Below are 22,987 nucleotides of genomic sequence, written 5' to 3' on the forward strand. Positions count from 1 at the left end.
AAAGGGGGCGGACAGCCCCCTTCTTTCCTCAGAGGTCCTCGACCAGCACGACGCCTGCGACATGCTTCAGCGCGCCCTTGATCTGGGGCGAGACCGGGAAGCCGTCACCGGCGGCGATGTCGATCTCGCGCCCCTGCTCGTCGGCGACGCAGAAGGTGATCGGGCCGCGCAGCCGCGCCGCCGCGCGGTCCTCGGCGAAGCGGGCGAGGATGCTGGCCACGGCCGCCGGCGCCTCGGGCCCGCCAAGGTGGATGCGCAGGCCGGAGCTGCCCGCCTGGGCCGCGACCTGGTCGATCGGCTGCACGCCCCGGGCAAGCAGCTTCAGCGTGTCGCCCTCGAGGTTGGCCTCCACCACCATCACCACCTTGTTGCCGGTCTCCAGCAGGTCGCGCGCGGCTTCCAGCGTGTCGGAGAAGACGGTGACCTCGTAGCGCCCGGTCGGGTCGGAGGCCTGCACGAAGGCGAAGCGGTTGCCGCGCGCCGATTTCCGCTCCTGCCGGCCGGAGACGGCGCCGGCAATCTTCGCCACCAGCGGCCCGCGGCGCGCGGCCTCCGTCACCTCGGCCAGCGTCTTCACGTCCTTGCGCTTCAGCGGCGCCATGTAATCGTCCAGCGGATGGCCCGAGAGGTAGAAGCCGATCGCCTGCTGCTCCTGGTCCAGCCGCTCGTTCAGGAACCAGTCGTCGCATTGTGCCAGCCGCGGCTCCGGCAGGTCCTCCCCCGCCTCGCCGAAGAGCGAGACCTGGCTGGAGGCCTTCTGCTCGTGGATCGCGGCGGAATAGGCGGCAAGCGCGTCGAGCGAGGCGAAGACGCGGTGGCGGTTGGCGTCGAGCTGGTCGAAAGCGCCGGCGCGGGCGAGCATTTCCAGCGGCCGCTTGCCGATGCGCTTCAGGTCGCAGCGGCGCGCGAAGTCGAAAAGCGTGACGAAGGGCTTGCCGTCGCGGGCTTCCACGATCAGCCGCATCGCCTCCACGCCCACGTTCTTCAGCGCGCCAAGCGCATAGACCACGCGGCCCTCTTTGACCGAGAAGGTGGCCAGCGAGCGGTTGACGCAGGGCGGGTCGATCTTGATACCAAGACCCTTGCGCACCTCCTCGGCATAGGCGCCGAGCTTGTCGGTAAGGTGGATATCGCAGTTCATGACCCCGGCCATGAACTCCACCGGGTGGTTGGCCTTCAGCCAGGCGGTCTGGTAGCTGACCACGGCATAGGCCGCGGCGTGGGACTTGTTGAAGCCGTAGTTGGCGAATTTCTCCAGCAGGTCGAAGACCTCGGAGGCTTTGCGCGCGTCCACCCCGTTCTTCTTCGCGCCCTCGACGAACTTGGGGCGCTCGGCGTCCATCGCCTCCTTGATCTTCTTGCCCATGGCGCGGCGCAGAAGGTCGGCGCCACCGAGCGAATAGCCCGCCATGACCTGGGCGATCTGCATCACCTGTTCCTGGTAAACGATGATGCCCTGCGTCTCGGCCAGGATGTGGTCGATCGTGGGGTGGATCGACTCGAGGTCCTTCAGCCCGTTCTTCACCTCGCAATAGGTCGGGATGTTCTCCATCGGGCCGGGCCGGTAGAGCGCCACGAGGGCGACGATATCCTCGATGCAGGTGGGCTTCATGCGCCGGAGCGCATCCATCATGCCCGAGCTTTCCACCTGGAAGACGGCGACGGTCTTGGCGCCCGCGTAAAGCTCGTAGGTCGGTTTGTCGTCGAGCGGGATGGCGTTGATCTCGTCCACCGCGCCCTCGGGGGGCTGGTAGAGCTCGGTCCCGTCGGCGGCGATGTGCAGGTGCCGGCCGGTGCCGCGGATCAGGTCCACGGCGTTCTGGATGACGGTGAGGGTCTTCAGCCCGAGGAAGTCGAACTTCACGAGACCCGCCGATTCGACCCATTTCATGTTGAACTGGGTGGCCGGCATGTCCGACCGCGGATCCTGGTAGAGCGGCACCAGCGCGTCGAGCGGCCGGTCGCCGATCACCACGCCCGCGGCATGGGTGGAGGCGTTGCGGAGCAGCCCCTCGATCTTCTGCGCGATCTCCAGCAGGCGCGCCACGACCTCCTCCGCCTTCGCGGCCTCGCGCAGGCGCGGCTCGTCGCTCATCGCCTTCTCGACGGAGACGGGCTTCACCCCCTCGACCGGGATCATCTTGGAAAGCCGGTCGACCTGCCCGTAGGGCATCTGCAGCACGCGGCCGACGTCACGCACCGCGGCCTTGGACAGCAGCGCGCCGAAGGTGATGATCTGCCCCACCTTGTCGCGGCCGTATTTCTCCTGGACGTAGTGGATCACCTCCTCGCGCCGGTCCATGCAGAAGTCGATGTCGAAGTCGGGCATGGAGACCCGCTCGGGGTTCAGGAACCGCTCGAAAAGCAGCGAGTAGCGTAGCGGGTCGAGGTCCGTGATGGTCAGCGCATAGGCCACCAGCGAGCCCGCGCCGGAGCCCCGGCCGGGACCCACCGGGATGTCATGCTCCTTGGCCCATTTGATGAAGTCGGCAACGATCAGGAAGTAGCCGGGAAAGCCCATCTGCTCGATGATGCCCAGCTCGAATTTCAGCCGTTCCTGATAGGCCTCGACCGAGGCCGCGTGCGGGATCACCTTCAGTCGCGCCTCGAGGCCCTCCCAGGCCTGGCGGCGCAGCTCCTCGACCTCGTCATCGGCGAAGCGCGGCAGAATCGGCGCGATCTTCTTCACCCGGTAGGCACAGCGCCGCGCGATCTCCACCGTGCTTTCCAGCGCCTCGGGCAGGTCGGCGAAGAGCGCGGCCATCTCCGCCTCGCTCTTGAAGTAATGCTGCGGCGTCAGCCGGCGACGCGGCTCCTGCTGGTCGACATAGGCGCCGTCGGCGATGCAGAGGAGCGCGTCATGCGCCTCGTACATCTCGGGCCTCGGAAAGTAGACGTCATTGGTCGCGACCAGCGGCAGGGCCATCGCATAGGCCATCTCGACATGGCCGCGCTCGGTCAGGCGCTCGGCCTCGGGCACCGCGCCGTCCTCGCCCCGGTGGCGCTGCAGCTCGACGTAGAGCCGGGTCGGGAAGATCGCGGCAAGACGGGCCATCAGCGCCTCCGCCTTCGGGCGCTGGCCGGCCTGCAACAGGCGGCCCACCGGCCCGTCGGGGCCGCCGGAGAGGCAGATGAGGCCCTCGGCATGTTCCTCCAGCTCCTCCAGCGTGACCTGCGGCAGAAGGCCGGGCTTGGTCAGGTAGAGGCAGGAGTTGATCTTCATCAGGTTGCGGTAGCCGGTCTCGGTCTGCGCCAGCAGCACCACCGGCGCGGGGTCGCGCGGCCGCTCGCCCGGCTGCACCGGATCGTAGGTCAGCGAGACCTGGCAGCCGATGATGGGCTGCAGCCCCGCGCCTGCGGCCAGCGTGGAAAATTCCAGCGCGCAGAACAGGTTGTTGGTGTCGGTCACGGCCACGGCGGGCATTTCCGCCTTCTGGCAGAGACCGATCAGCTTCTTCACCGGCACCGCCCCTTCGAGGAGCGAATATTCTGTGTGAAGGCGGAGGTGGATGAATCGGGGCGCGCTCATGGCGCAAGGGTAGTGCGGATCGCCGGGGCTCCGCAACGCCGCTCGGGGCCCGCGCGGGGCGAAAGGCCGCACCGGCTTGGAACCGCGCGCGCGAGGGCCTAGAGAAGACGGGGGAGAGAGGGCGCCATGAGTTCACAGACAGAGATGGAAGACGCCGGGCCGGAAGAGGCCGAGGGCCCCGCGACCGCGGCAGAGCAGCGCGTGCAGGTGGCCCGCGGCAACCGCAACCTCGCGCTGATCCTGATCGGCGGCGCGCTGGCGATGCTGGCCGCGGCCTTCGCGGTGGCGCTTCTGGTGGTCTACGGCGGCTGAGCCCGGAGCCTAGGCGGCCCGGCCGCGCACCTCCGCCTGGCCGCGCGCCCCGGCCGCGCGCCGCACCTCGACCCGGCGCATGTTGTTCAGCACCACGATCAGGGCCACCGCGCTCATCATCGCGGGGGGGATCCAGATGATGATCCCGCCGATCTGCTGGTCCATCACCGCCGAGATGCCGGGAAAGTACCGCCCGCAGAAGGCGTAGAACGGGTAGATGTCGTGGCCCGCGAAGGTGATCAGCGCGCCGAGCACGATCTGCGGGAACATGACGGCGACGGAAAGCGCCGCCCGGGTGCCGAAGCTGGCATGGGCGGCGGGCCGCGCGCGGGTGTCCAGCACCATCGCCCAGAACAGGATCCCGTCCAGCGCCATGGTCCAGTTCATGAAGTTGTAGATCGGCGTGTTCAGCATCGCGTAGAAATGCACCGGCGGGTAAAGCCAGAAGTAGAACGAGCCGGAGAACAGCACCGTCGCCACCGCGGGCTGCTGCAGCACCGCCATGACCCGCGCCGAAAAGCGGCTGTTCGCCAGCCGGGTCAGCCAGCCCGGACCACCCTCCAGGATCACCGGCCCGGCCATGGAGACCCCGATCAGCACCGGCCCGATATGGTGCAGGGCCACGTGCTGGATGCGGTTGAGAAAGAACATCCGCTGCGCCGGGTATTCGAACCCGGTCTGCACCACCGAATAGAGCAGCACGACCCCGGCAAGGAAGCTTGCCCGCCGCCACAGCGCCGGCCGCCGGGCGGGCGCAAGCCGCATCAGCCCGCGCAGGTACCAGAACAGCGTGAACGTCGTGGCGAGGTAGATCGAGGGCACGAAGTCATAGGGCCCGATCAGCGGCATGTCCGCCGGCATGCGTTCCGCCACGATCCACAGGAAGGCGCCGAAGACGAGGATCGCGGCCTGCAGGATCAGCCCCCGGGGATCGGGGCGCGCTTGCGCCGGGGCCTCTGCAGCGATTATCATGACATGGCTCCGCCGCGCACAAGGCGGTGGCGCGGTCTGCGCTGGTGCGGCGAATTCTTCGGCAAAACGTGAAACTCCTTCCCTCGGCGGGTTAAAAGTTGCACTTGCCATATTCCCGCCGCCCCGGCTTCATGGCCATAAGGGAATTGCAAGTACGGGCACGCGCTTTCGCTTTACGCCGCATCGGGCGAAGGCGCAACGGCCCAGGACGGGGAGAAGGCGGCGGGTCAAACACCCATGTCGGAGATCTTGTTTCTCCTGAACGGCGCGCCGGTGCGGATCGGCGACGCCCCTGCGACACGGACATTGCTGGACTGGCTGCGCGAGACGCGGCGGCTGACCGGCACGAAGGAAGGCTGCAACGAGGGCGATTGCGGGGCCTGCACCGTCATGGTCACCGATGCCGAGGGCAGCCGCGCGCTCAACGCCTGCATCCTGTTCCTGCCGCAGCTTCACGGCAAGGCCGTGCGCACGGTCGAGGGCATCGCCGGGCCGGACGGCGCGCTGCACCCGGTTCAGGCCGCGATGGTCGAGCATCATGGCAGCCAGTGCGGGTTCTGCACGCCGGGCTTCGTCGTCTCCATGGCCGTCGCGCATCTCAATGGCGAGCACGGGCATGACGACGCGCTGGCCGGCAACCTCTGCCGCTGCACCGGCTACGCGCCGATCGTGCGCGCGGCCGAGGCGGCCGCCGATCAGCCGGTGCCGGACTGGATGACGGCCGACCGCAAGGCGCTTGCCACCCTCGCCGCGGCAGAGACCGCCGGGGCGGAGTACCGTCCGACCAGCTCCGACGAGCTGGCAGCCTGGTACCTTGCCCATCCCGAGGCCACCCTGATCGCAGGCGCGACTGACGTGGGCCTCTGGGTCACCAAGTCGCTGCGTGACCTGCCCGAGGTCGCGTTCCTGAACGGCGTTGCAGACCTGCAGCATATCGAGCGTCGGGGCGAGGTCTTCGGCATTGGTGCGGGCGTCACGATCGAGGCGCTGCGCAAGGCGATGGTCGAGGTCCACCCCGACTTCGCCGAGATGCTGCGGCGCTTCGGCTCCACCCAGGTCAGGAATGCCGCGACGCTGGGCGGCAACATCGCCAACGGCTCTCCCATCGGGGACAGCCCGCCGGCGCTGATCGCGCTGGGGGCCGAGCTCTACCTGCGGCGCGGCGAAGAGATGCGCGCGATCCCGCTGGAGGATTTCTTCCTCGACTACGGCAAGCAGGACCGCAAAAAAGGCGAATTCGTGGCGGCGGTCACGATCCCTGCAAGCGCGCCGGCGCTGCGCTGCTACAAGCTGTCGAAAAGGTTCGATCAGGACATCTCCGCGGTTTGCGGCTGCTTCAATATCACGGTCGAAAACGGCGCGGTCACGGCCGCCCGCATCGCCTTCGGCGGCATGGCCGGAATCCCGAAGCGGGCCTCGGCGGTGGAGGCCGCGCTGATCGGCAAGCCGTGGAGCGAGCAGACCGTAAAGGCCGCCCTGCCCGCCTTTGCCAAGGATTTCACGCCGCTTTCCGATATGCGCGCCTCGGCTGACTACCGGCTGGAGAGCGCCCGCAACATGCTTCTGCGCTACTTCGCGGATCTCTCGGGCGCCCCTGTGCGCGTGCTGGAGGTGAGCGCATGAGCATTTCAAGACCCCTGCCCCATGACGCGGCCGAGCTGCATGTCACCGGCCAGGCCCGCTACGTCGACGACATCCCGGTGCCGGCGGACTGCCTGTACCTCGCCTTCGGCCTCTCGACGGTGGCGCATGGCGAGATCACGGGCTTGGACCTTTCCGAGGTCCGCGCCGCGCCGGGCGTCCTGGCCGTGCTTTCGGCTGAAGATTTCGAACATATGCCCGACTGCTCGCCCTCCGCCGAGGACGAGCCGCTGCTGGCGGTCGGAAAGGTCCATTACGTCGGCCAGCCGGTGTTCCTCGTCGTGGCCGAAAGCCACCTCGCGGCGCGCAAGGCCGCGCGGCTCGGCCGCGTCGACTACCGCGAGCTGCCCGCGATCCTGACCATCGACGAGGCCATGGCGGCCGGCAGCCGCTTCGAGGCCGGGCCGGTCACCTGGTCCAAGGGAGACGCCGCGAAGGCGATCGCGGGCGCGGCACGGGTCATCGAGGGCTCGATCGAGATCGGCGGGCAGGAGCATTTCTACCTCGAGGGGCAGGCCGCGCTGGCGCTGCCGCAGGAGGGGGGCGACATGATCGTCCATTCCTCCTCGCAACACCCCAGTGAGATCCAGCACAAGGTGGCCCATGCGCTTCACGCGCCGATGAACGCCGTGCGCGTCGAGGTGCGCCGCATGGGCGGGGGCTTCGGCGGCAAGGAGAGCCAGGGCAACGCGCTGGCCGTCGCCTGCGCCATCGCCGCCGCGCGCACGGGCCGCCCCTGCAAGATGCGCTACGACCGCGATGACGACATGGTCATCACCGGCAAGCGCCACGATTTCCGCATCGACTACCGCGTGGGCGTGGAAGAGGACGGGCGTCTCAGGGGCGTCGAGTTCCTGCAGCTCTGCCGCTGCGGCTGGTCGCAGGATCTGTCGCTGCCGGTCGCGGACCGGGCGATGCTGCATGCCGACAACGCCTATCACATCCCCGATATCCGGATCGAAAGCCACCGGCTGAAGACCAACACGCAGTCCGCCACCGCCTATCGCGGCTTCGGCGGGCCGCAGGGGATGCTGGGGATCGAGCGGGTGATGGACCATGTCGCGGCCGTCCTCGGGCGCGATCCGGCCGAGGTGCGGCGGGTGAATTTCTATGAGGAGGCGCCGGGGGCGCTGCCCCCGGACCCCCGGAGTACTTCTCCCAAGAAAAAGGCCGAAGTGCAGAGCACGCCCTATCATCAGCCTGTCGAGGATTTCATCCTGCATGGGCTGATGGCGCGGCTTGAGGAAACCTCCGGCTATCAGGCGCGGAAGGCCGAGATCGCGAAGTGGAACGCCTCGAACCCGGTTCTGAAGCGCGGCATCGCGCTGACACCGGTGAAGTTCGGGATCTCCTTCACGCTGACCCATCTGAATCAGGCCGGCGCGCTGGTGCATGTCTACCAGGACGGCTCCATCCACATGAACCACGGCGGCACCGAGATGGGGCAGGGCCTCTTCCGCAAGGTGGCCCAGGTGGCGGCGGCGGGCTTCGGCGTCGCGCCGGAGATGGTGAAGATCACAGCGACCGACACGGCGAAGGTGCCCAACACCTCCGCCACCGCGGCTTCCTCGGGCTCCGACCTGAACGGGATGGCGGTGAAGGCCGCCTGCGACATCATCCGCGGACGGATGGCGGCGTTCCTGGCCGAGCGGCACCAGGTGGCCGCGGAGGACGTGCATTTCGAGGAGGGCCGCGTCTTCGTCGGCGGGGCGGATTACGCCTTCGCCGAGGTGGCCAAGATGGTCTACGAGGCGCGCATCAGCCTGTCGGCCACCGGCTTCTACAAGACGCCCAAGATCACCTGGGACCGGATGAACGGCAGCGGCCGGCCGTTCTACTACTTCGCCTACGGCGCGGCGGTGACAGAGGTGGTGATCGACACTCTGACCGGCGAGAACCGGATCCTGCGCACCGACATCCTGCACGATTGCGGCGCCAGCCTGAACCCGGCGCTGGACCGCGGCCAGATCGAGGGCGGCTACGTGCAGGGCGCGGGCTGGCTGACCACCGAGGAACTGGTCTGGGACGGCAAGGGCCGCCTGACGACCCATGCGCCGTCGACCTACAAGATCCCGGCCTGCTCCGACCGGCCCGGCATCTTCAACGTCGAGCTCTGGGACGGCCGGAACGTCGAGGACACGATCTACCGCTCCAAGGCCGTGGGCGAGCCGCCCTTCATGCTGGGCATCTCCGCCTTCCTCGCGCTGAGCGACGCGGTCGCGGCCTGCGGCGACGGAAGCCACTACGTCTCGCTCGACGCGCCGGCGACGGCGGAGCGGGTGCTGGCCGCCGTGAACCGGGTGCGGGGCGATGTTTGACCTCGCCGCCCTCCGCGCGGCGGTCGCCGCCGAGGGGCGCGTCGCGCGCGTCGTGATCGCATCGCATGACGGCTCCTCGCCGCGCGAGACCGGGGCCGCGATGCTGGTCTGGCAGGGCGGGCAGTCGGGCACGATCGGCGGCGGCGCGCTGGAATGGGAAGCCACGCGGCGGGCGCTGGAGCTGCTGGACGCGGGCGGAAGCCGGATCGACCGGCAGGCGCTCGGCCCCGCGCTGGGCCAGTGCTGCGGCGGGGCGGTGACGGTGCTGACCGAGGTCTATGACGCCCGGGCCGTGGCCGGGCTGGAGGCCCAGGAGGTCATCGCCCGCCCGGTCGATGGCGCGCCGGCAGAAATGCCCCTTGCCGTGCGTCGGATCCTCAACCGGGCGCGGGCGGAGGGCATCCCTCCCCTGCCCCGGCTGGTGCAGGGCTGGATGGTCGAGCCGCTCGCCCGGCCCGCGCGCGAGATCTGGATCTGGGGCGCGGGCCATGTCGGCCGCGCGCTGGTTTCGGTGCTGGCGCCCCTGCCGGACGTGGCGATCACCTGGATCGACGTGGCCGAGGACCGGTTTCCCGCCGAGATCCCCGCGGGCGTGACCCGGCTCTGGGCCGCCAACCCGGCGGACCTGGCCGCCCGGGCGCCGGCCCGGGCCGAGCACCTGGTTCTGACCTATTCCCATGCGCTCGATCTGGAGCTTTGCCACCGGCTGCTGCGACAGGGCTTCGCCGGGCTCGGCCTGATCGGATCGGAGACGAAATGGGCGCGCTTCCGCAGCCGGCTGAAGGCCCTGGGCCATCCGCCGGAACGCATCGCCGCCATCCGGTGCCCGATCGGGGACCGGACGCTCGGTAAGCACCCACAGGCCATTGCGATCGGCGTCGCCGCGACGGCCCTGAAACATAACGACGCCGCGACAGGGAAGAAGGACAGCGCGGGATGAAGGACACGGAACTCCTCGCCGTCGAGGGGATCACCAAGGCCTATCCGGGGGTCGTCGCCAACAGCGACGTGTCCTTCCGCATACGCGAGGGCGAGGTGCATTCCCTTCTGGGCGAAAACGGGGCCGGCAAATCGACGCTGGTGAAAATGATCTATGGCCTCGTGAAACCGGACAGCGGGCGCATGCGCCTGCGCGGCGCGGCCTATGAGCCGAAGGAGCCGCGCGAGGCGCGATCCTCGGGCGTGGCCATGGTGTTCCAGCATTTCAGCCTGTTCGAGGCCCTGAACGTGGCCGAGAACGTCGCGCTGGGGATGGAGAACCCGCCGGCGCAGCGCGCGCTTGCCGAACGCATCCGCACCGTCTCGGAAGACTACGGGCTGCCGCTGGACCCGAACCGGCTGGTCGGCGATCTCTCTGCCGGGGAGCGCCAGCGGGTGGAGATCATCCGCTGCCTGCTGCAGGACCCGAAGCTGCTGATCATGGACGAGCCGACCTCGGTTTTGACGCCGCAGGAGGTGGAGATCCTGTTCAAGACGCTGCGCCAGCTCTCGTCCGAGGGCACGGCGATCCTCTACATCTCCCACAAGCTGGAGGAGATCCGCGATCTCTGCGACGGCGCGACGATCCTGCGCCGCGGCAAGGTTGTGGCCACCTGCACGCCGCGCGAGAAGACCGCACGCGAGCTGGCCGAGCTGATGGTCGGCGAGACGCTGACCCCGCCGGCGCGGGGCGAGAAGGTGCCGGGCGACGTGGCGCTCGACGTCGTGGGCCTGTCGGTCGCCTCGCCGAACCCCTTCGGGACCTCGCTGCAGAACGTCCACATGCGCGTACGGAAGGGCGAGATCCTCGGCATCGCGGGCGTCGCGGGCAACGGGCAGGACGAATTGCTGCTGGCGCTCTCGGGCGAGATCCCGACGGACCGCGACGCGGTGAAGATCGCCGGGCGCGGCGTGGGCGATCAGGGCCCCAACGCCCGCCGTCTCGCCGGCCTCGTCGCGGCACCGGAGGAGCGGCTCGGCCATGCCGCCGCCCCCGACATGTCGCTGACCGAGAACGCGCTGCTTTCCGGCGCGGTGCGCAAGGGCCTCGTCAGGCACGGGATGATCGACTGGGCCAGCGCACGCAGCTTCGCGGAGGGCGTGGTGAAGGATTTCGACGTCCGGACCCCGGGCGTGGGCACCGCGGCCCGTGCGCTGTCCGGCGGGAACTTGCAGAAATTCGTCATCGGCCGCGAGCTGAGCCAGGATCCGACCGTCATTGTCGTCAATCAGCCGACATGGGGCGTCGACGCGGCCGCGGCCGCCTCGATCCGGCAGGCGCTGATCGACCGGGCGGCGGCGGGTGCCGCCGTGGTGGTGATCAGCCAGGACCTGGACGAGCTGCTGGAGATCGCCGACAACTTCTGCGCCCTGAACGGCGGCCGGCTTTCGGCGCCGCGCCCGGTGCAGGGCCTGACGGTGGATGAGATCGGACTGATGATGGGCGGCGCCCACGGGATGGAGGTCGCCCATGCTCACGCTTGAGAAACGCCCTAACCCCTCGCGGGCCTGGGCCATTGTCACGCCGATCCTCGCCGTGATCCTGACGATGATCGCCGGCGGGCTGATGTTCGCGGTGCTCGGCAAGGACCCGGTGGAGGCGATCCGCACGATCTTCTGGGATCCGCTCTTCAACGCGCAGTTCGCAAGCTACTCGCGCCCGCAGCTTCTGGTGAAGGCCGGACCGCTGGTGCTGATCGCGGTGGGGCTGAGCTTCGGCTTCCGCGCCTCGATCTGGAACATCGGGGCGGAGGGGCAGTACATCATGGGCGCGATCGCGGCCATGGGCGTGGCGCTGGCCTTCTACCCGACGAACTACTGGTTCGTCTTCCCGCTGATGGTTCTGGCCGGCGCCTTCGGCGGCTGGGCCTGGGCGATGATCCCGGCCTTCCTGAAGAACCGCTACGGGACGAACGAGATCCTGGTCTCGCTGATGCTGGTCTACGTGGCCGAGAACATCGAGAGCTGGATGGCCTTCGGCCCGATGCGCAACCCGCAGGGCATGGGTTTTCCGGGCAGCCGCAACCTGCAGCAATACCCCGCTGCCCATAATTCCGAGCTGATCGCCGGCACCGGGCTGCACTGGGGCGTGGTGACGGCGGGTCTTGCCGTCATCATCGGCTACGTGCTGCTGAAGCGGCATATCTTCGGCTTCAACATCCAGGTCGCAGGCCAGGCGCCGCGCGCGGCCCGCTTCGCCGGGGTCGACCCCAAGCGGCTGTTCTCGCTCTGCATGGGGCTTTCGGGCGCCTGCGCGGGGCTGGCGGGGATGTTTGAGGTGGCGGGCCCCGCGGGCCAGATCACCGACAGCTTCAACGTCGGCTACGGCTTCACCGCCATCATCGTGGCCTATCTCGGCCGGCTGCATCCGATCGGGATCCTGCTGGCGGGCCTGCTGATGGCGCTGACCTATATCGGCGGCGAGATCGCGCAGCTCTCGCTCAACCTGCCCGCGGCGGCGATCCAGGCGTTCCAGGGGATGCTGCTGTTCTTCCTTCTTGGCGTCGACGTGCTGTCGAACTACCGGATCCGGATCAAGCGGAGGGCCCAGGCATGATCGCCGGCATCGATCCCGTCGTCCTCATCGCCTCTCTGATGGCGGCCTCCACGCCGATCCTGCTGGCCGCGCTGGGCGAGCTGGTGGCGGAACGCTCGGGCGTCCTGAACCTCGGCGTCGAGGGCATGATGATCACCGGGGCCATCTGCGGCTTCATCGTCGCGGTCCATACCGGGAGCCCCTTCCTGGGCTTCGTCGCGGCCGCCGCCGGGGGTGCGGCGCTGGCGCTGCTCTTCGCCTTCCTGACGCAGGTTCTCTTGTCGAACCAGGTGGCGACCGGGCTTGCCGCGACGCTCTTCGGCCTCGGCCTCTCCTCGCTCATGGGGCAGGGCTACAGCGGGATCAAGCCGCCGCCGACGGCCAACGTGCCCTTCGGGCCGCTGGCGCATCTGCCGGTCCTGGGCCCGATCCTCTTCTCGCATGACTGGGTGCTCTACTTCTCGCTCGCCCTCGTGGTGGGGACCTGGGCCTTCCTGAAATATACCCGCGCGGGCCTGGTCCTGCGCGCGGTGGGGGAGAACCACGACGCGGCCCATGCCCTGGGCTACCGCGTGCGGCTGATCCGGACGCTGGCGCTCGCCCATGGCGGGGCCTGCGCGGGGCTTGGCGGGGCCTATCTGAGCCTCGTGCGCGTGCCGCAATGGACGGAAGGCATCACCGCGGGCGCCGGCTGGATCGCGCTGGCAATCGTCGTCTTCGCCTCCTGGCGGCCGGGGCGGGTTCTGCTCGGTGCCTATATTTTCGGCGGGGTGTCGGTCCTGCAGCTCCGCCTGCAGGCGGCAGGGATTGCCATCCCGGTCCAGATATTGTCGATGGCGCCCTATCTGATAACGATACTGGTGCTTGTCGTCATGTCGGCCCGCCGGGGCCGCGCGGCGATCGGGGCGCCGGCGGCACTGGGCCGCGTGTTCCACGCCTCGGATTGATGAGGCCTAAACTCCGGGCAAGGTGCCCGGCAACAACGGGGAGACGGAAATGAAACGCAGAGATTTCCTTGCCGGGACGGCTGCCACGGGCACCGTTCTGGCGTCGGGGCTGGCAACGCAGGCCTCCGCGGCCGAGCCGCTCAAGGTGGGCTTCATCTACCTCGGCGTGCCGGGCGATGGCGGCTGGACCTACGAGCACGAGCAGGCCCGGCTGAAGATGGTGAAGCACTTCGGCAACAAGATCGAGACGAAGGTGATCCAGAACGTGCCCGAGGGGGCGGATGCCGAACGTTCGATCACCCAGCTCTGCCTCGCGGGCTGCAAGCTGATCTTCACCACCTCCTTCGGCTACATGGACCCGACGATCAACGTGGCCAAGAAGTTCCCGAACGTGAAGTTCGAGATGTGCACGGGCTACAAGGACGCGCCCAACGTCTCGAACTACGGCGGGCGGTTCTACCAGGGCCGCGCGGTGATCGGCAACATCGCCGGGCACATGACCAAGACCAACAAGATCGGCTATATCGCCACCTTCCCGATCCCCGAGGTCGTCCGCGGCATCAACTCGGCCTTCCTCTACGCCCGCAAGGTGAACCCGAAGGCGGAGATGAAGGTGGTCTGGGTGAACACCTGGTTCGACCCGCCGAAGGAAGCCGATGCCGCCCAGGCGCTGATCGACTCCGGGGTGGACGTGCTGATGCAGCACACCGATTCCACCGCCGCCATGGCCAAGGCCAAGGATGCCGGCATCCTCGCCTTCGGGCAGGACAGCGACATGATGCAATACGCGCCGAAGCCGCGGATTTCCTCGATCATGGACAACTGGGCGCCCTATTACATCCAGCGCGCGCAGGACGTGATGGACGGCAAGTGGACCGCCAAGGACAGCTGGCTCGGGATCGACACCGGCATCGTGCAGGTGGGCGAGATCTCGTCCGCCGTGCCGGCCGCCGTGAAGGCCGACGCGATGGCGCTGCACGACCGGATCAAGGCCGGCACCGAGCATGTGTTCACCGGCCCGCTGAACAAGCAGGACGGCTCGGCCTGGCTGAAGGCCGGCGAGACCGCCTCGGACGGGGCGCTGCTGGGGATGAACTTCTACGTCGAAGGCATGACGGGCAAGCTGCCGAGCTGACCCGCCGCAGGCGAGGAATTTGGATTGGCCCGGGTTTCGCCCGGGCCTTTTCATTTACGGGCGAGGCACTGGCCCTCCTCTGCGCAAGGCCCGTAGGGTGCGCATTTATCGCGCACCGCCCTCCGCCGCCGTGCTGCCCCTCCTCGCGCGCCCTTGCACCTCTCCCGCCGCCCGCGCAGGATCGCGGCCAACCGAACCGGGGAGCAGGACATGGGCTGGCAGGATTATCTCGACCGCGAGCAGGAACGCTTCGTCGCGGAACTCAAGGACTTCGTCCGCATCCCCTCGGTCTCCGCCAAGCCAGAGAACATCCCCGACGTGATGCGCGCCGCCGAATGGGTGCGTGACCGCCTCACCGCCGCCGGCGCCGAACATGCCGAGGTGCTGCCCACCGCCGGCCATCCCGTCGTCTGCGCCGACTGGCTCCATGCCGGGGCGGACAAGCCCACCATCCTGATCTACGGCCATTTCGACGTGCAGCCGGCCGAGCCGTTCGAGCTCTGGTCCTCGCCGCCCTTCGAGCCGGAGGTACGCGACGGAAAGCTCTGGGGCCGCGGCGCGTCCGACGACAAGGGCGGCATGTTCATCCCGATCCTCGCCGCAGAGGCGATGCTGAAGACCTCCGGCCGCCTGCCGGTCAACGTCCGCTTCTTCTTCGAGGGGCAGGAGGAGATCGGCTCGCCCGACCTGCCGCCCTTCGTCGCGGCCAATACGGACCGGCTGACGGCCGACATGATCTTCTCCTCCGACGGGCTGCAATGGGCGCCCGGCATGCCGCAGCTGGTGCTCGGGCTGAAGGGACTCGTGTCGCTGGAGATCATCCTGCGCGGCCCGCGCGGCGACCAGCATTCCGGCCTTTACGGCGGCGGGATCGCCAACCCGGCCATGGCGCTGGCGCAGGTGCTTGCCTCGCTGAAATCCACCGACGGCACCATCACGGTCGAGGGGTTCTACGACGACGTCATCCCGCTCTCGGACGCCGACCGCGCCGCCATCGCCCGCGTGCCCTATGACGAGGCCGAATTCCTGGCCGAAACCGGCGCCCCCGCCCCCTTCGGCGAGCCGGGCTACACCACACGCGAACGGCTCTGGGCCCGGCCCACGCTCGACGTCAACGGGCTGACCAGCGGCTGGCAGGGCGCGGGCACCAAGACCGTCCATCCGGCCGAGGCGCGGGCCAAGATCACCTGCCGCCTCGTCGCCGCGCAATCGCCGGAGAAGATCTTCGAGGCCATCCGCGCCCATGTCGAGGCCCATCTGCCGCCCGGCGTCACCGCCGAGGTCGCCCGCCTGCCCGGCCGCGCCGATCCCTTCCTCGTCCCCGCCGGGCACAACGCCAGCGCCACGGCCGCCGCCGTGCTGGAAGAGGTCTACGGCACCGCCCCGTTCCAGACCCGCGTCGGCGGCTCGATCCCGGTGATGACGACGCTGCTCGACACGCTCGGCGTTCATGCGGTGATGTTCGGCTTCAGCCATGGCGACGAGAACCTGCATGCCCCCGACGAGTTCTTTCGGCTCGACGCCTTCCGCACCGGCCAGACGGCCTATTGCCGGCTGATGGAGCGCCTCGGCAGCGGCTGACCAGGCCCGGACGGCCGCCCCCACCCCCCGCGCGTCGGCCCGAAATGCCGCAGGGGGCGGCTTGATCTGGGTCATATATATATTCCAAATCGGTGATATGATTTACCGACTCACGAGGAGGTGAGCCGTTCTGGAGGGTTGAACATGGCGCATATCGTCGTTCTGGGCGCGGGGCTCGGCGGTTCCATCATGGCCTATGAACTGAGCGAGCAGATCCGCAAGGAAGACCGGATCACGGTCATCACCAAGGATCCGATCTACCACTTCGTCCCTTCCAACCCCTGGGTCGCGGTCGGCTGGCGCAAGCGCGAGGACGTCACGATCGACCTCGCCCAGACCATGAAGCGCAAGGGCATCGCCTTCCGCCCCGTCGCGGCCGAGAAGGTGCTGCCGGAGGAAAACCGCATCACCCTCGTCGACGGAAGCTCGGTCGATTACGACTACCTGGTGATCGCCACCGGGCCGGAGTTGGCCTTCGACGAGATCGAGGGGCTCGGCCCCGAGGGGCACACCCAGTCGATCTGCCACCTCGACCACGCGCTTGCCGCGAACAAGGCCTTCGAGGATTTCTGCAAGAACCCCGGCCCCCTCGTCGTCGGTGCGGTGCAGGGCGCATCCTGCTTCGGGCCGGCCTATGAATTCGCCTTCATCCTGGAAACCGAGCTGCGCCGCCGCAAAATCCGCGACAAGGTGCCGATGACCTTCGTGACCTCCGAACCCTATATCGGGCATCTCGGCCTCGACGGGGTGGGCGACACCAATGGGCTGCTCGAGTCCGAGATGCGCGACCATCACATCAAATGGATGACCTCCTCCAAGGTGAAGAAGGTCGAAAGCGGCAAGATGACCGTCGAACAGATCGCCGACGACGGCACCAGCAAGGGCGAGAAGGAGCTGCCCTTCAGCTTCGCGATGATGCTGCCCGCCTTCCGGGGCATCAAGCCGCTGATGGGGATCGAGGGGCTGTCGAACCCGCGTGGCTTCACCATCGTCGACAAGCACCAGCAGAACCCGAAATACCGCAACATCTTCGGCATCGGCGTCTGCATCGCCATCCCGCCCACCGGGCCGACGCCGGTGCCGGTTGGGGTGCCCAAGACCGGCTTCATGATCGAAAGCATGGTGACGGCCACCGCCCATAACATCGGCAACCTGCTGCGCGGCAAGGAGCCCGACCAGGTCGCCACATGGAACGCCGTCTGCCTCGCCGATTTCGGCGACAACGGCGTGGCTTTCGTCGCTCAGCCGCAGATCCCGCCCCGGAACGTCAACTGGTCCTCCTCGGGCAAATGGGTCCACCTCGCCAAGATCGGCTTCGAGAAATACTTCATGCGGAAGGTGAAGAAGGGCACGTCCGAGACCTTCTACGAGGCCGCGACGATGAAGATGCTCGGCATCGACAAGCTGAAGAAGGTGGAGCAGGGCTGACCGCCCCGCCCAGCCCAGCCGCAGACGGGAGCCCGCGATGACCTACGAGGAGCAGATCCAGGAGATGCGCGGCGAACTGCGCGCGCTCTACAAGGCCGTGCCGGGCGCCACGAGGGGCTTTTCGGAGCTCTCCAAGGCCGTCCATGCCGAGGGCGTCCTGCCCGCCAAGATGAAGGAGCTGATGGCGGTCTCCATCGCCGTGGCCCAGCATTGCCAGCCTTGTGCGAACTACCACATCGAGGCGCTGCTGCGCGCCGGCGGCACCCGCGCCGAGTTGGGCGACGCGCTTGCCGTGGCGATCCAGATGGGCGGCGGCCCGGCGCTGATGTACGCCGGCCACGCGCTGGCCTGCTGGGACGCGCTCGAAGCCACGAAAAAGACCGCCCTGGAGGAGTGATCCGGGGGCTGCAAGGACAACGGTCGGGGGGGAGTTACTTCCCGAACAGGTCCGCCTGCCCGGCCGGTTTCGGCGGCTCGAGCCCGAGGTGGCGCCAGGCCTTCTGCGCCAGCATCCGTCCGCGCGGGCTGCGCTGGATCAGCCCCTGCTGAAGGAGGTAGGGTTCGATCACCTCCTCGATCGCGTCGCGACTCTCCGACAGCGCGGCGGAGATCGTCTCCACCCCCACCGGCCCGCCGCCGTAGTTCTCGGCGATCATGCTGAGGTAGCGGCGGTCGGCGCCGTCGAGGCCGAGGTGATCGACCCCGAGCCGCGTCAGCGCGCTGTCGGCGATGGAGCGGTGCAGGTTGCCGTCGCCCTCCACCAGCGCGAAATCGACGACCCGGCGCAGGAGCCGCCCGGCGATGCGCGGCGTGCCCCGGGCGCGGCGGGCGATCTCGCGGCAGCCCTCGGCATCGGCGGGGATGTTCAGAAGCCGCGCGCCGCGGGTGACGATCTCGTTCAGCTCCGCCTCCGTGTAGAAATTCAGCCGGGTCGGGATCCCGAACCGGTCGCGCAGCGGCGTGGTGAGAAGGCCAAGCCGGGTGGTCGCGCCGACCAGCGTGAAGGGCTGCAGGTCGATCCGCACCGTCCGCGCCGCCGGTCCCTCGCCGATGACGAGGTCCAGCGCAAAATCCTCCATCGCCGGGTAGAGCACCTCCTCCACCGCCGGATTCAGGCGGTGGATCTCGTCGATGAAAAGCACGTCGCGCGGCTCGAGGTTGGTCAGGATCGCGGCGAGATCGCCGGCCTTGGCCAGCACCGGGCCGGAGGTCATCCGGAACCCAACGCCAAGCTCGCGCGCCATGATCTGCGCAAGCGTCGTCTTGCCGAGGCCGGGGGGGCCGTGGAACAGCGTGTGGTCCATCGCCTCGCCCCGCATCCGGGCGCTTTCGATGAAAACCCGCAGGTTGGCCCGCGCCTCGGCCTGGCCGATGAAATCCTCCAGCTTCTGCGGCCGGAGCGCGCGGTCCGCGTCCTCGGGCAGCACATCGGGACGGAGGGTCGGGTCGGGGCTGGCCATCTGCCGGGGCGCCTGTTCAGGGATTGTTCACCGCTCGCCCCGACAATCGCCGGAAAGGCCCCCTGGTGCAAGGGGCGGTGGCGCAAGGGGCGGTCAGCGCCAGGGCCCCTCGTGGCGGCTGACGCGCGGGATCACGGTCGGGCGCAGCGGGCGCTCCGGGCCGCTCGCCTTGCCCTGCCCGGCCATCTTCCGCAGGCGGGCGATCCGGTTCTCCGTCGCCGGGTGCGAGGCGAAGAGCCGGTCCTGCGGCAGGGCATGCAGCGGGTTGATGATGAACATATGCGCCGTCGCCGGATGCCGCTCCGCCGCCGGGTTGTCGATCCGCTGCGCCAGCCCCTCGATCTTGCCCAGCGCCGAGGCCAGCCACAGCGGGCGGCCGCAGATCTCCGCCCCGATCCGGTCGGCCTCGTACTCGCGCGAGCGGCTGATCGCCATCTGCACCAGCCCCGCCGCCATCGGCGCCAGGATCATCATCGCCAGCGTTCCGAACAGGCCCATGCCGTTGCGGTCGCCGCCGCGGAAGAAGAAGGCGAAATTGGCGAGCATGGCGATGGCGCCGGCAAAGGTGGCCGTGATCGTCATGATCAGCGTGTCGCGGTGCTTGATATGGGCCAGCTCATGCGCCAGCACGCCCGCCAGTTCCTCGCGCGAGAGGGCCCGCATCAGGCCGGTGGTCGCGGCGACCGCGGCATGGTCGGGGTTGCGGCCGGTGGCGAAGGCGTTGGGCTGGTCGGCCTCGATCAGGTAGACCTTGGGCATCGGCAGCCCGGCCTCGCGGGCAAGGCCCGCGACGAGGGCGTGCAGATCCGGCGCCGTACGCGCGTCGACCTCCTGCGCCTGGTGCATCGCCAGCACCATGCGGTCGGAATTCCAGTAGGAAAACAGGTTCATGGCCCCGGCGAGGACGAGGGCGAAGACCATGCCCCCCTGCCCGCCGATCAGCCCGCCGATGCCGACGAAAAGCGCCGTCAGCGCCGCCATCAGGATGCCGGTCTTCACATAGCCCATCGCGCGTCCGCTCCTTCCTCTGCGATCCGAAGGAGATATGGGAAGCGCGGGAAACCCCGGCAAGATCGGGGCACGACCCTCTGCCCTGCCTTACCCCTTGGGCGCGAGCAGCTTCAGCGCGGCGCGGATCAGGCCGGAGGCCTCGGTCTCCGGCGCCTCGCCCGCTGCCTGGGCCACGGCCTGCGCGGCCTCCGACTGGCCATAGCCGAGATTGACCAGCGCCGAGAGTGCATCGGCGGAATGGGCCGCGCGGGTATCGACCGGCGCCACCGCGGCGCGGCCGCGTTTCGGGGCGGGACCCGGTGCGGCCTCGATCACCTCGCCCGCCTCCACCGTGGCCGCCCCCGGCATCCGCCCGGCCAGCGCCATCACCGCCGGCGCCTTGGCCTTCAGCTCCAGCACCACGCGCTGCGCGATCTTCGGCCCGATCCCCGGAGCGGCCCGGATCGCCGCCGCATCGCCCAGCGTGATCGCGCGCGATACGCCCTCCGTCCCCAGCGTCCCCAGGATCGCGAGCGCCGCCTTCGCACCCACCCCCTGCACCGTGGTCAGGAGCCGGTGCCATTCCTTCTCGATCATCGAAGGGAACCCGTAGAGCTGCAGCAGATCCTCGCGCACCACCAGCTCGGTATAAAGCGCCACCGCCTCGCCCGGGCCGGGCAGGCCCGCCAGCGTGCGCTCGGACACATGGACGATATAGCCCACGCCCCGCACGTCGATCAGCACGTGGTCGGAGCCGCGATAGTCGAGCACGCCCGCGATCCGCCCGATCATCGCCCGCCCCCGGCGGTGGCCCGCGCCAGCGCGGCTTCGAAGCGGCCGGCGGATTGCATGTGATGGGCGTGGCAGATCGCGACGGCCAGCGCGTCGGCCGCGTCGGGCCCGGCCACGTCGACGCCCGGCAGGTGCAGCCGCACCATGTGGTCGATCTGCGCCTTGGCGGCATGGCCGACGCCAACCACGGTCTTCTTCACCGCATTCGGGGCATATTCGCCCACCGTCAGGCCCGCCTGCGCCGGCACCAGCAGCGCGATCCCCCGCGCCTGGCCCAGCTTCAGCGTCGCCACCCCATCCTTGTTCACGAAGGTCAGCTCTACCGCCGCCGTGTCGGGCGCGTAGCGGCGCACCACCTCGGTCAGCTGCTCGTGCAGGGTCAGAAGCCGCGGCGCCAGATCGCCGGACTGAGAGTGGCAGATCCCATTTGCGACGTGGGTGAGTCGCGATCCAGCGACGTCGATCACCCCCCAGCCGAGGTTCCGCAGCCCGGGGTCGATCCCCAAAACCCGCATGTCCGGCCCTGCCCCTGTTGCTTTTGAGACACGACTAGCACGGATGGCGAACATCCGCCAGTGCGAAGCCCCGCCGGGCCGATCACGCGACACGCCACAATCCCGACACAATTAGCCGACGGGAGACGCCGAAATCGTCGCCCGCGAGATCGAAAACGACAGCACGATCACCGTCGGCGGCACCTTCGTTTCAGCCTTGTTTCAAAGGCCGAAAGCCATGCGGAAATTGCATGTGGGCCATGCGTTTTGGCCCGCTTGCGTCGGCCATCCGCCGGGCCTAAGTGCGGCTTCACTAGCGACATGCCCAATGCATGGGCACTTTTGAAACAAGGACCGACGCCATGGCCGCCCAAATGACGACCCGCCCGGCGCCCCTCGGCGCCATTACCGTCTACCGCATCGTGAGCTTCTTCTCCTCTGTCGGAACGATGCTCTCCGCCTGGAACGATGCGCGCATCACCCGCAACTCGCTCGAGACGCTCTCGGACCACGAACTGGACGATATCGGCCTGTGCCGTGGTGACATCGAGGACATCGCCCGCGGCCGGATCTGAGCGCCCACGCGGCGTAGCGGCGCCCTCCCCGCCGCGCAGGATCCAGCCCGAAGGAAAGGCCGCCCCGGAACCCCGAGGCGGCCTTCGCCATTTTGACCACCCGCCGAAGCAGTTGGCCCCCCATCAGGGCACTCCGTCCCCGAAACCTGCCTACTTGAACTGTGTGCGGGCGAAGCCGATCGCCTGCGCCGCGCGGGCGGTCACCGGATCGACGGTCATGATCACGGCGCCGATGCGACCGATCTGGTCGCCCTGCTCCAGCTCGGCAAGCCGCGCGGCATAGGCCGCGGGCCCGATATTCACGAAAATGGCAGCCTTCAGCACCGTCACCGCCGCCGCGGCGATCAGCGCGATGTGGAACAGGCGGCGCATCGGCAGGATCCGCACGGGCGGCGGCGGCACGAAATGCGCCCGGCCCAGTGCCCCGGCGGCCTCGAACCCACCGCCACGGCGGTATGCCTTCTGGATCCGGGTCACACGGCCATAGAAATCGCGGAGTTGCGCGTCAGCCATCACGGCCTCCAGTGTCGTCGCCCCCGACTGGTGACCTTAATGCGGTGCCTTTGCGTCAGAAATAAGGCAGACAGATCAATGGTTTGGTTAACAATCCATTAGGATTGTCGGCGGATCGGGGCCAATCGCCCCGGCCAGCCGCCGCACAATCGCCTTGTTCGGAAAGGCCGCCGTCGGGCAGCTTGCCGGCCCGACCCGCTCAGTGCGTCGGCGCGCCGGGCACGGCTACGAAATGGCCCGCGCCCTTGGGCAGGCTCGTCGAGCCATCGGCGGGGGCGACGCGCGCAGGCAGGAAGAAATTCCCCGTCGGGCGCGCCCGGTTCAGCACGATCGGCTGGCCCGGCGCCCGGGCCGGCGCCGTGGCCGCCGCCGTAGCCGCGGCCATCGCCTCCTGCGTCATCTGGGCGGAGCCAAAGGCCAGCCGCGCGGCGGATTGGGTAATGACATCCGGCTCCATCAGCGCGGCGCCGAGCCGCTCGATGCTGCCGCCCGACTGCAGGTCGGCGCGGTGCTGGGCATAGGCCTGCGGCCCCACCAGCAGCATCAGGCCGACCTTCACCCCGATCAGCGCAATCGCGGTGAGCGAGGCGAGCTTCAGCCCGCTCTCCAGCCTGCGCCACGGCCGGTGAACCGGCCGGCGAGTGCGCGTGGGGACCGGCGCCTGCGCCTTGCGGTCGACCTCGATCCGGCGGATGCGTTCCTCGAAAGAAGCGTGATTGCCCTGGTACATCAGAGACCACCTTTCCCACCAATTCGATGACAATTTGATGGGTCTCTGGGGCCGGG

The 22,987-nt window shown here is 68.8% G+C and carries 20 protein-coding genes; 12 read left to right on the forward strand and 8 right to left on the reverse strand.

All coding sequences use genetic code 11. The features are described 5' to 3' along the window. Positions 1-28: 28 nt before the first annotated feature. Positions 29-3,529 carry a DNA polymerase III subunit alpha gene (dnaE, locus tag EIP85_RS15265; RefSeq protein ID WP_127903077.1) on the reverse strand — a complete coding sequence of 1,167 codons (3,501 nt, stop codon included), beginning with the start codon at positions 3,527-3,529 and terminating at the stop codon, positions 29-31. Between the two features lie 126 nt (positions 3,530-3,655). Between dnaE and EIP85_RS15270 the strand changes: the two genes are divergently transcribed. After that, the gene (locus EIP85_RS15270) at positions 3,656-3,841 is read left to right on the forward strand and encodes a hypothetical protein (RefSeq protein WP_127903078.1); all 186 of its coding nucleotides are present in this window, start codon (positions 3,656-3,658) and stop codon (positions 3,839-3,841) included. Positions 3,842-3,850: 9 nt separating this feature from the next. Here EIP85_RS15270 and EIP85_RS15275 read toward each other — a convergent pair whose 3' ends face one another. Then, positions 3,851-4,813 carry a cytochrome c oxidase assembly protein gene (locus tag EIP85_RS15275; RefSeq protein WP_164871757.1) on the reverse strand — a complete coding sequence of 321 codons (963 nt, stop codon included), beginning with the start codon at positions 4,811-4,813 and terminating at the stop codon, positions 3,851-3,853. 237 nt (positions 4,814-5,050) lie between these two features. On the opposite strand from EIP85_RS15275, the gene xdhA reads away from it, so the two are divergent. The 10 genes from xdhA (at position 5,051) to EIP85_RS15325 (ending at position 17,774) form a co-directional block, all read left to right on the forward strand. Further along, entirely contained in the window at positions 5,051-6,436 is a 1,386-nt protein-coding gene (gene xdhA, locus EIP85_RS15280) for a xanthine dehydrogenase small subunit (protein ID WP_127903080.1), read from the forward strand. Then, entirely contained in the window at positions 6,433-8,772 is a 2,340-nt protein-coding gene (gene xdhB / locus EIP85_RS15285; RefSeq protein WP_127903081.1) for a xanthine dehydrogenase molybdopterin binding subunit, read from the forward strand. The genes xdhA and xdhB overlap by 4 nt, the downstream gene beginning before the upstream one ends. Then, complete coding sequence (gene xdhC / locus EIP85_RS15290) at positions 8,765-9,712, forward strand: xanthine dehydrogenase accessory protein XdhC (protein ID WP_127903082.1); 948 nt, start codon at positions 8,765-8,767, stop codon at positions 9,710-9,712. Before xdhB ends, xdhC begins: the two co-directional genes overlap by 8 nt. Continuing rightward, positions 9,709-11,235, forward strand: a complete 1,527-nt coding sequence (locus EIP85_RS15295; protein WP_127903083.1) for an ABC transporter ATP-binding protein — start codon at positions 9,709-9,711, stop codon at positions 11,233-11,235. The genes xdhC and EIP85_RS15295 overlap by 4 nt, the downstream gene beginning before the upstream one ends. Beyond that, positions 11,222-12,307: an ABC transporter permease gene (locus EIP85_RS15300; protein WP_127903084.1), complete on the forward strand. Its 1,086-nt coding sequence runs from the start codon at positions 11,222-11,224 to the stop codon at positions 12,305-12,307. The genes EIP85_RS15295 and EIP85_RS15300 overlap by 14 nt, the downstream gene beginning before the upstream one ends. Further along, the gene (locus tag EIP85_RS15305; RefSeq protein ID WP_127903085.1) at positions 12,304-13,233 is read left to right on the forward strand and encodes an ABC transporter permease; all 930 of its coding nucleotides are present in this window, start codon (positions 12,304-12,306) and stop codon (positions 13,231-13,233) included. The genes EIP85_RS15300 and EIP85_RS15305 overlap by 4 nt, the downstream gene beginning before the upstream one ends. A gap of 49 nt (positions 13,234-13,282) precedes the next feature. Further along, positions 13,283-14,368 carry a BMP family ABC transporter substrate-binding protein gene (locus tag EIP85_RS15310; protein WP_127903086.1) on the forward strand — a complete coding sequence of 362 codons (1,086 nt, stop codon included), beginning with the start codon at positions 13,283-13,285 and terminating at the stop codon, positions 14,366-14,368. 210 nt (positions 14,369-14,578) lie between these two features. Continuing rightward, positions 14,579-15,949: a dipeptidase gene (locus EIP85_RS15315; RefSeq protein WP_127903087.1), complete on the forward strand. Its 1,371-nt coding sequence runs from the start codon at positions 14,579-14,581 to the stop codon at positions 15,947-15,949. 144 nt (positions 15,950-16,093) lie between these two features. Continuing rightward, on the forward strand, positions 16,094-17,377 hold the full coding sequence (locus EIP85_RS15320; RefSeq protein WP_127903088.1) for an NAD(P)/FAD-dependent oxidoreductase: 1,284 nt from the start codon (positions 16,094-16,096) through the stop codon (positions 17,375-17,377). A 37-nt stretch (positions 17,378-17,414) separates the two neighbouring features. Next, a complete protein-coding gene (locus EIP85_RS15325; RefSeq protein WP_127903089.1) occupies positions 17,415-17,774 on the forward strand; it encodes a carboxymuconolactone decarboxylase family protein in 360 nt (119 codons plus the stop codon). Between the two features lie 34 nt (positions 17,775-17,808). Here EIP85_RS15325 and ruvB read toward each other — a convergent pair whose 3' ends face one another. The 4 genes from ruvB to ruvC form a co-directional block, all read right to left on the reverse strand. After that, complete coding sequence (gene ruvB / locus EIP85_RS15330; protein ID WP_127903090.1) at positions 17,809-18,837, reverse strand: Holliday junction branch migration DNA helicase RuvB; 1,029 nt, start codon at positions 18,835-18,837, stop codon at positions 17,809-17,811. 93 nt (positions 18,838-18,930) lie between these two features. After that, positions 18,931-19,845 carry a zinc metalloprotease HtpX gene (gene htpX, locus EIP85_RS15335; RefSeq protein ID WP_127903091.1) on the reverse strand — a complete coding sequence of 305 codons (915 nt, stop codon included), beginning with the start codon at positions 19,843-19,845 and terminating at the stop codon, positions 18,931-18,933. A 90-nt stretch (positions 19,846-19,935) separates the two neighbouring features. Next, positions 19,936-20,619: a Holliday junction branch migration protein RuvA gene (gene ruvA / locus EIP85_RS15340; protein WP_127903092.1), complete on the reverse strand. Its 684-nt coding sequence runs from the start codon at positions 20,617-20,619 to the stop codon at positions 19,936-19,938. Continuing rightward, a complete protein-coding gene (gene ruvC, locus EIP85_RS15345) occupies positions 20,616-21,134 on the reverse strand; it encodes a crossover junction endodeoxyribonuclease RuvC (RefSeq protein ID WP_127903093.1) in 519 nt (172 codons plus the stop codon). Before ruvC ends, ruvA begins: the two co-directional genes overlap by 4 nt. Positions 21,135-21,475: 341 nt before the next feature. Between ruvC and EIP85_RS15350 the strand changes: the two genes are divergently transcribed. Then, positions 21,476-21,688, forward strand: a complete 213-nt coding sequence (locus EIP85_RS15350; RefSeq protein ID WP_127903094.1) for a DUF1127 domain-containing protein — start codon at positions 21,476-21,478, stop codon at positions 21,686-21,688. 150 nt (positions 21,689-21,838) lie between these two features. Here the strand turns inward: EIP85_RS15350 and EIP85_RS15355 are convergent, their stop codons facing one another. Both EIP85_RS15355 and EIP85_RS15360 read right to left on the reverse strand, forming a co-directional pair. Further along, complete coding sequence (locus EIP85_RS15355) at positions 21,839-22,201, reverse strand: hypothetical protein (protein ID WP_127903095.1); 363 nt, start codon at positions 22,199-22,201, stop codon at positions 21,839-21,841. Positions 22,202-22,400: 199 nt separating this feature from the next. Beyond that, positions 22,401-22,931, reverse strand: coding sequence for a hypothetical protein (locus EIP85_RS15360; RefSeq protein ID WP_127903096.1), 531 nt, complete (start codon positions 22,929-22,931; stop codon positions 22,401-22,403). Positions 22,932-22,987: the final 56 nt, after the last annotated feature.

The organism is Solirhodobacter olei, from assembly GCF_004010155.1.
Lineage (GTDB): Bacteria > Pseudomonadota > Alphaproteobacteria > Rhodobacterales > Rhodobacteraceae > Solirhodobacter > Solirhodobacter olei.